An 8,783-nucleotide genomic window follows, 5' to 3' on the forward strand; every position below is an offset into this window, starting at 1 on the left:
GGTTGATGGGATAGGGTGTTATTTTAATACAAAATAAAAAGGCCGTCTGAACAAGCGTGAAAACAAAATCAAAGATTTGTTTGCGCGTTCAGACGGCCTTTTATAGTTCAGACGGCCTTTACAGCAAGACTTTTTCCACACCGCCGTTGTTGGCTTTATCGACAAACTCTTTCAGCCAGTTGCCGCCTAAAATGTGTTTGGCCATTTCGATGACAATGTAGTCAGCCGGCATGTCGTTGTCATCGCGGTAGCGGCTCAAACCTTGCAGACAGGCAGGGCAGGAAGTGAGCATTTTCACCGGCTGGCTTTGCGGCAGCGCTTTGAGGTTTTTGTCGATTTCTTCCTGCTTGCGGAATTTCACCTGTGAAGCGATGTCGGGGCGTTTAACGGCAAACATGCCCGATTCGCCGCAGCAGCGGTCGCTCAAGACGACTTTTTGTCCCATCAGTTCGCTGGCCATTTGGGTGGGATTCATGGTTTTAATCGGGCTGTGGCAAGGATCGTGATACAGGTATTGCTGACCTTCCACACCGTCGAGTTTCACGCCTTTTTCCAACAGGTATTCGTGAATATCGATAATGCGGCAGCCAGGGAAGATTTCCTCAAAGCGGTATTTTTCCAGCTGGTCGTAACAGGTGCCGCAGCTCACGACGACGGTTTTGATGTCGAGATAATTCAGCGTGTTGGCCATGCGGTGGAACGACACACGGTTGTCGGTACTCATCTTTTCGGCCTTGGCTTTGTTGCCGCCTGCATCTTGCGGATAACCGCAGCACATATAGCCCGGCGGCAATACGGTCTGCACGCCGACATGCCACAGCATGGCTTGGGTGGCCAAGCCGATTTGGCTGAACAACCGTTCTGAACCGCAGCCCGGAAAGTAGAACACGGCTTCGCTGTCTTCGGCGGTTTGCGGGTTGCGGATAATCGGAATGCTTTTGTCGTCTTCAATGCCTAATAACGAACGCGGTGTTTTGGCCGGCACGCCTTTGGGCAGCGGTCGGTTGATGAAGTGAATTACCTGTTCTTTAATTGACGGCTTGTTGACGGTGGCAGCCGGTGCGGCTTTTCCTTTTTTCACAATCGGGAATATTTTGCCTAATTTATAGGCAAAATTTTGTGCCGGAAAGCCAGTTTGGATCATCGTGCCACGTAACGCTTTGATGGCTTTCGGGTTGGTTGCGTTTAAAAACGCCATGCCCATTGCGGCTGCCGGTACGGTGATGCTGTGGCCGGTTTCGTCGAGATAGTTGCGGACGGCCACGGTCACGTCGCCGAAGTCGATATTTACCGGACATGGTTTGACGCAGCGGTGGCACACGGTACAGTGGTCGCCGATGTTGGTCAGCTCGTCAAAATGCTTTAAAGACACGCCGCGGCGGGTTTGCTCTTCATATAAGAAAGCTTCGGTCAGCAAGCCGACACCGAGAATTTTGTTGCGGGGGCTGTAAAGCAGGTTGGCACGCGGCACATGGGTTGAGCAAACGGGTTTGCATTTGCCGCAACGCAGGCAGTCTTTCACTGATTCGGCAATCGTGCCTAAAGACGATTTTTCCATAATCAGCGATTCCGCGCCGAGCAATTCAAACGACGGCGTATAGGCGTTGCGCAGGTCGGCACCTTTCATCAGCTTGTGGCGGTTGAAGCGGCCGTCAGGGTCGACTTGGGCTTTGTAATCCCAAAACGGCTGCATGTCTTCATCGCTCAAAAATTCCATTTTGGTGATGCCGATGCCGTGTTCTCCGGAAATCACGCCGTTTAAGCTACGGGCGATTTTCATGATGCGGTCGACGGAATGATAGGCCGTCTGAAGCATTTCGGCATCGTCAGAATTGACTGGAATATTGGTGTGGACGTTGCCGTCGCCGGCGTGCATGTGCAGCGCGACAAATACGCGTCCGCGCACGATTCTGCCGTGTATCTTTGCCAAATCTTCTAAAATTTTCACGTCGGATTTGCCGCTGAAAATCTCGCCCAATGGTTTCATCACGTCGGCTTTGATTGATACGCGCAAACGGAAATCGCGGAAGGCGGTAAAGCAGCTTTCGTCATCATGCGCTTCCGGATCAGCAAATACGGCCTTGCCGTAACGCGCTTTGTATTCGTTCAAGGGGGCGTCAAGATTGGTCAGCAGCCATTCCCAACGTTCTTTGACGGCGGAAACATGGTTGAGCGCGTGTGTGGCACGGTCGCCCAATAATTCTTTGCTCGGCAAGTCGGTACCCATGGCGTCCACCGGCAGACGGCTTTGCAGGTAATCGAGCAGGGCGGTGCATAAGGTGAGTTTGTTTTTAATCGACAGTTCGATGTTGATGCGTTCGATGCCGTCTGAATATTCGCCCAAGCGTTCGAGCGGAATCACCACGTCTTCATTGATTTTAAAAGCGTTGGTGTGTTTGGCGATGGCTGCGGTGCGGCTGCGGTCGAGCCAGAAGGTTTTGCGCGCTTCCGGTGTGATGGCGATAAAGCCTTCGCCTTCGCGTTTGCGCGTCATGTCGGCCATGTGTTCGGCCACTTCCTGCACGGCTTGCTCGTCATCGGAAACGACATCGGCCAGCAATACCATTTTCGGACGGCCTTTGCCTGCCGATTTGGTGGCATAACCGACCGCACGCACATAACGCCAGTCGAGATGCTCCAAGCCTGCCAATTGTACTTTTTCATGTCTGAGCAGGTAATCGCGGATTTCAACGATGGAGGGCGTGGCGTTGGCGACAGTGCCGAAAAATTCCATGCAGACGGTGCGGGTGTGCTTCGGCATTTTGTGCAACACAAAGGCCACGCTGGTAATGATGCCGTCGGTACCTTCTTTTTGGATGCCCGGCAGGCCGCTCAAGAATTTGTCGGTGACGTCTTTACCCAAGCCGACTTTGCGGAATTTGTGACCGGGAATTTCTAAACGTTCGGTTTTGACGATGTTGTTGCCGCTTGTATCGAGCGTGTGTACATCGAAAATGGCAGTTTCTTCGTCATGGATTTTGCCGAAATTGTGGCGCACGCGTTCGATGCGCAGCCATTCGCCTTTCGGGTTGACCATTTGCCAGTAGGCCAGATTGTCGAGCGCCGTGCCCCACAATACGGCTTTTTTACCGCCGGCATTCATCGCTGCATTGCCGCCGACAGTAGAAGCATCAGCCGAAGTCGGGTCAACGGCGAATACCAAGCCGGCTTTGTGTGCGGTCTCTTCCACACGGCGGGTCACCACTCCGGCACCACAATGGATAATCGGATGCGTGCCGTCTAAGCCCGGCAGGGTGACGAATTGTACGCCGTTGTGCACATCGAGCTTTTCGGTGTTGATGACTGCGCTGTTGGCATCCAACGGAATCGCGCCGCCGGTATAGCCCGTGCCGCCGCCACGCGGAATAATCACCAAATCCAGTTCAATCAGCGCGCGTACCAGTGGTGCGACTTCGGCTTCATTGTCGGGGTTGATGACCACAAACGGATATTCCACGCGCCAGTCGGTGGCATCGGTGACGTGGGTCACGCGTGCCAAACCGTCAAACATAATATTGTGCGGCTTGGTGATTTGGCTCAAGCGGTCAAGAATCTGTTTGCGCTTTTGTTTGGTGATGTCGAAGCTTTCGTCAAAATTCTTCACCGCCATCATGGTGGACTGCACCAATGTTCGGACTTTTTGATTGTCATCGCGACGGTTTTGAATTTCGGTCAGACGGTGGTGCATTTCGCGAACTAAAGCCTCGCGGCGTTTGGGATGTTCGAGCAGATCGTCAACCAGGTAGGGATTGCGCACCACCACCCACATGTCCCCCAATACTTCAAACAACATGCGCGCCGAACGGCCGGTGCGGCGTTGGATGCGCAAATTTTGCAGGATATGCCAAGCTTCTTCGCCCAACAGGCGGATGACGATTTCTCGGTCGGTATAAGAAGTATAGTTGTAGGGGATTTCGCGGATGCGTTGCGGAACAGCAGTCGTGGTCATGGTGTGTGTCCGTATCTTTATTATTTTGACAATTTTTGGTTTTTCAGGCCGTCTGAAATTTTCAGACGACTTTTGGCGAAGTGTGTTTGTAGGGTGTATCCTCATTTCATCATGCGGCATCTTTCCGGCATAAAAACCTGTCTGCCGCGTTGAAAATGCGCATAAGGTGCCCAACTTTGTTGCGCCGGTTGTTTTTACTGGTGCAGCGTGTAACCGTTCTCTTTTGAGTATTGCCTTGAATACGCGCTTTTCTGCTCGAAAATCTGCGATGAAGACAAAATGCGGATACGCCTTAGTTTAAATACCATTATTTTCAATGGGAAAAACTGCTTATTCTATACTGAAATCGGTTCTTGTGGAATTCGCTTTGCTGGTCATTTTGATGGTTTTTTGACTGTGTTTCCAACTGATTTTAATTTCAGACGGCCTTATGCTTGAAATTTTCCTGAAAAGCGTTATAATTATTTTCTCTTTGGCGGGTCTCCCCGCATGGTTATTTGGAGCAACGGGTCAGGGGCGGAAGCCAGCAGCCCATTCCGATGAGCCAGTGCCGGGGGTTCGGCTCGCCACCTTATTGTAAAAACACCGCAAGCTTTGCCTGCGGTGTTTTTGCTTGTCGGTCCGTCTGAAAAAAGAGCGTAGCGTTTGTAGTGGAACAGGAGTATTATCTGCCGCATTTAGAGCCTATCTCATCAGATATTCCGCCACGCAATAATTGCATATGCAAAATGAAGCATAGCCGGATAATTTTCAGATTGCTTTTCCCGGCGAACCAAATACCCTGCAAAAACGATTCAACCGGCTATGGCTTCTTTTTCAACCACCCATCGTCCGGTCATCAATCCTGCCTTTTTATCTAATTCTTTTTTTCTTCACTGCGACTACGGATATGCGGCGTATGCGGGGTGAGAAGATAAACTCTCTAACCTGCGGACTGTCATAGGCTTTATCTATACATAAACCATGCCCGGCATCTTTGCAATCGGGTTTGGCTGTTTGTATTTCTGATAAAGCTGACTCTGCCGGTTTGACATCATGCCTGCCCCCTGTTTGTCGGATTTTTTCCTTTGACTTTGAGCTGGACAAGAAGGGGGTTGTTAGTGCCGTCGATAGAAAGCCAAGACCAATCTTGAATAGTCCGATGCAGAAAACCGGTGCATCCGCGGTGCCGGACAGTGAAGTAAGCAATGGCTGAGCGTCACACCGCCGATTGGACGTATTTTGTTATTTCGTTGACTTACTTTACCGGCACACCGTTTTGTCTACTTTGCGGCTTCCGATGTTTGCATCCGTTGCCAAACAACCGGGTTTGCCGAAACAGTATCGGCAAATGATCAAGCCGCCACAGGCCGTCTGAAATGCTCAGACGGCTTTTACTTTATGATAACGTCTCATTGCAATGGTTTTATTTAAAAACATATTAAAATTTTTGATTATACAAAGGAAACCGTGATGAACATGACTGCTTCATAACTGATTCGGCGTTTGATTGTCGGCGATAAATTTATCCTCACCGACCTGAACAAAACCAAACCTTACCGCTAAGGTTATCGATTTGGCGAAGGATATGCATTGGCCGTGGTAAAGCCAGGTACACTGTTGCAACAATGGCAGATTCTGCAAGCTTGTGTCGGTGCTGATGTGATTGTGATTACGCAGGCAGCCGATGCCAGTTTGACCGGCGGCTCAACGCCCGATGGTGATGATTACGATCGTGACATTATGATTGTGAACACCATGCGCATGAACATCATCCGGCCGATTAATAACAATGAGCAAGTTGTGTGCCTGCCCGGTTCGCCCCTGAACCGGCTGGAGCTTTTATTGAAACTTTCAGGCCGGGAAATGCATTCGGTGATTGGGTCGTCGTGTACCGGCATATCAGTCTTGGGCAGGGTGTGCAACAATTCGGGCGGCGCATTGGTGCAGCGCGGACCGGCTTACACCGAAATGGCTTTGTTTGCGCAAATCAATTCAGGTGGCCAATTGGAGTTCGTCAATCATTTGGGCATTCATTTGGGCGATACACCGGAAGAGATTCTTACCAATCTGCAAGGCCACCATCCAAGAAGGTTTGGGATGCGGAGTCGAATTGTGGGGTGATGTGGTCAACATCAATGAAGTAGCTGAAGCCGCAGGTACGATTCCGTATGAATTGTTGTGCAATGTGAAGCGCGCAAAATTTACTTATTCCGAGTAAACATTGAAAGATTGAAGTGAGATTTTAGAGATATTGATAATTTTCAAATATCAGCGCAAAGATATTACGCAAAACGCCTGTAAAGGTCACAACCATGACTATTGCGACCATGTACACCAAGTGGACGAGCCGACTGCTACACGGTTCAATGCCGATCCCGCACGCCATTACGAAGTCTCGGGTTGCGCGGGTAAAGTAATGATGTTTGCCATGAGTTTGGATACCTTTTTGCAAGGGCTGAAAATATATCAGCACCAACGACATCAACGAGCTGACATCTGCCGCGCGGCATTGGCCGATTTCAGGTGAATACATCCACCGCGATGTGTTCAATATCGCCGAAATCTATGGCAAAGACACTTTTTACGTGATTAAGAAATTCGGCACGCACCGATTGCCGAAATTATTTGATTACAAAGCACGTGCTGACCGTTTCAGCAAAAATTATCTTTCTTGCTGAAGCATTTCTCTGACAAAACCCTGTAATGGTTAAGTAAGCTGTTGCTGCAACATCTGCCTCAATCCTTGCTCAATTACCGCAACCAATACGAGCATCATCTGATTGTGAAAATGGGCGGTCAGGACGTGGACGAAGCGCATGCGTTTTTGAAAGATTATTTTGCGGCACACGGCGGCGCGTATTTCGAATACAATGCCGAAGAAGCGAAGAAGCATAAGCCGTCATCCGTTACTGTGCTGTGCATGATGACGAAGTGGAAGACTTGGTGGCGCTTGATATTGCCTTGCGCCGTGATGGCCGAGATTGGTATGAGCATTTTCCGCAAGAAATCGACGATAAAATCATTCACAAACTCTATTACTGCTATTACGGCCATTTTATGTGCCACGTGTTCCATCAGGATTATGTGATTAAAAAAGGCAACGGCTGCATGGCTTTAGAACATGAAATGTTGGCATTGTTCAAGCAACGCGGTGCGCAATATCCGGCAGAACACAATGTCGGCCATCTTTATGATGCCAATCCTGCACTGAAACAATTTTACTGCAAACTCGACCCGACCAATAGTTTCAACTCGGAGATTGGGCATACGTCTAAGAAGAAAAGCTGGGCGGAATGATGGATTCTGAAATAGGTCAGATTATAATACAGAGGCCGTCTGAATATGGTTTCAGACGGCCTCTGTATTATGGCCCAAACAAAAAAGCTGCTTAGAACAAGCAGCTTTTTTAAGCTGGCGGAAGCGGTGAGATTCGAACTCACGGAGGGCTATCAACCCTCGACGGTTTTCAAGACCGTTGCATTAAACCGCTCTGCCACGCTTCCTTAGAGTTTATCCGAGAAATGGCGGAAGCGGTGAGATTCGAACTCACGGAGGGCTATCAACCCTCGACGGTTTTCAAGACCGTTGCATTAAACCGCTCTGCCACGCTTCCGTTTTCTTTAAGGGAATATAGTAATGAAAACTTGCCTGTTTGCCAAGCAAAATTTAGGCATTAAGGCTTAGATTTTTGTTTTTACTTGGTTTGTTTTGTACGTAAAAACACCCATTCTTTTTCATTTGAAGCGGCGGCGTTGAATTCGTAGCCTTCATAATCAAAATTTTGCAAAGCTTGTGGCTCGGTAATGCCGTGTTCGGCAGCATAGCGTACCATCAAACCACGTGCGCGTTTGTTATAGAAACTGATAATTTTGTATTGGCCGTTTTTCTCGTCTTTGAATATCGGTGTAACCAATTCGGCATTGAGTTTTTGGGTATCGACCGATTTGAAATATTCTTGTGAAGCCAGATTAATCAGCACATCGCTGCCGTTGGCGGCAAGTGTTTCATTGAGCAGGTCGGTGATGCGGTCCCCCCAAAATTCATACAGATTTTTGCCGCGAGGATTGGCAAAGGCCGTGCCCATTTCCAAGCGGTAGGGCTGCATCAAATCAAGTGGGCGCAACAGGCCGTATAAGCCGGAAAGCAGGCGCACGTGTTGTTGCAGGTATAGGATTTGCGTGGGACTCAATGATTCGGCATCAAGGCCTTCGTACACATCGCCGTTGAACATATACACCGCCTGCTTGGCATTTTCAGGCGTAAACGGCGTGTGCCATGCGGCATTGCGCTCGGCATTGAGTAGGGCGATTTTATCGGAAACGTGCATGAGTTCGGCGATTTGCTGCGGTGCAAGCTGACACAATTCACGCATCAGGATTTCCGATTCCTTGAGTAAATCAGGTTGGGTAAATTCTTGAACGGGGGCGGAATCTTTTTCGTTGAGATTTTTCGCCGGAGATAAGACAAAAAACATGGTCGCCTCGTGTCGGTGTCGGAAGTGAATGCGTTGATTTTAATTTCAAACGCCAAGCAGGGCAAGAATCGGGACGGTTGAAATGCTTAATCGCAGTTGGTCAGGCAAGCAGAAAGGTTTTCAGGTGTTGGAAAAGGTCGGGTTGTTGGCACTTTTTATGTAAAAACAACTTTCGTTTTGGCCGAAACAACTGTTTTCGGATTTTTAAATATAGGGCTGTATAGATTAGCTTTAAATACCACACCAAAACCGCAAGACTTTAAGCTGCCCTTTTGGTACGCCAAAGTTAAAACGAAATTCACATTCCTTCGGGAATAAAGGGAAAGGTTTCCGTTCTATTTCCGTAGAATGCGCTTTACCTGATTCCGGAAATTTTCA

Annotated in this window: 2 protein-coding genes, 2 tRNA genes, 1 other RNA gene and 4 pseudogenes; 4 read left to right on the top strand and 5 right to left on the bottom strand. The window is 49.1% G+C overall.

What is annotated here, in order from left to right; genetic code table 11:
* Positions 1 to 118 precede the first annotated feature (118 nt).
* Entirely contained in the window at positions 119 to 3,949 is a 3,831-nt protein-coding gene (locus C7N83_RS05345) for a DUF3683 domain-containing protein (RefSeq protein ID WP_106741164.1), read from the bottom strand.
* Positions 3,950 to 4,423: 474 nt separating this feature from the next.
* Between C7N83_RS05345 and ffs the strand changes: the two genes are divergently transcribed.
* The 4 genes and pseudogenes from ffs to dld all read left to right on the top strand — a co-directional run.
* An RNA gene (ffs, locus tag C7N83_RS05350) (signal recognition particle sRNA small type) lies at positions 4,424 to 4,520 on the top strand.
* Positions 4,521 to 5,422: 902 nt separating this feature from the next.
* Positions 5,423 to 6,013, top strand: a pseudogene (locus tag C7N83_RS05355) (FAD-binding protein); the annotation flags it as partial.
* Position 6,014: 1 nt separating this feature from the next.
* Positions 6,015 to 6,149 (top strand): annotated as a pseudogene (locus C7N83_RS05360) (alanine racemase C-terminal domain-containing protein); the annotation flags it as partial.
* A 48-nt stretch (positions 6,150 to 6,197) separates the two neighbouring features.
* A pseudogene (gene dld, locus C7N83_RS05365) lies at positions 6,198 to 7,228 on the top strand (D-lactate dehydrogenase); the annotation flags it as partial.
* Between the two features lie 115 nt (positions 7,229 to 7,343).
* Here dld and C7N83_RS05370 read toward each other — a convergent pair.
* The 4 genes and pseudogenes from C7N83_RS05370 to C7N83_RS05385 all read right to left on the bottom strand — a co-directional run.
* Positions 7,344 to 7,434 (bottom strand) — tRNA-Ser (locus C7N83_RS05370).
* A 19-nt stretch (positions 7,435 to 7,453) separates the two neighbouring features.
* Positions 7,454 to 7,544 (bottom strand) — tRNA-Ser (locus C7N83_RS05375).
* Positions 7,545 to 7,625: 81 nt separating this feature from the next.
* Positions 7,626 to 8,405 carry a peroxide stress protein YaaA gene (gene yaaA, locus C7N83_RS05380; RefSeq protein WP_106741165.1) on the bottom strand — a complete coding sequence of 260 codons (780 nt, stop codon included), beginning with the start codon at positions 8,403 to 8,405 and terminating at the stop codon, positions 7,626 to 7,628.
* A 231-nt stretch (positions 8,406 to 8,636) separates the two neighbouring features.
* Positions 8,637 to 8,783, bottom strand: a pseudogene (locus C7N83_RS05385) (IS1595 family transposase); the annotation flags it as partial.

Origin of the sequence: Neisseria iguanae, from assembly GCF_003013245.1 — a bacterium.
Taxonomy (GTDB): Bacteria; Pseudomonadota; Gammaproteobacteria; order Burkholderiales; family Neisseriaceae; genus Neisseria; species Neisseria iguanae.

Coding starts and splice junctions, on each gene's coding strand:
- C7N83_RS05345 (WP_106741164.1), bottom strand. CDS start 3,949: ATGACCACGACTGCTGTTCCGCAACGCATCCGCGAAATCCCCTACAAC.
- yaaA (WP_106741165.1), bottom strand. CDS start 8,405: ATGTTTTTTGTCTTATCTCCGGCGAAAAATCTCAACGAAAAAGATTCC.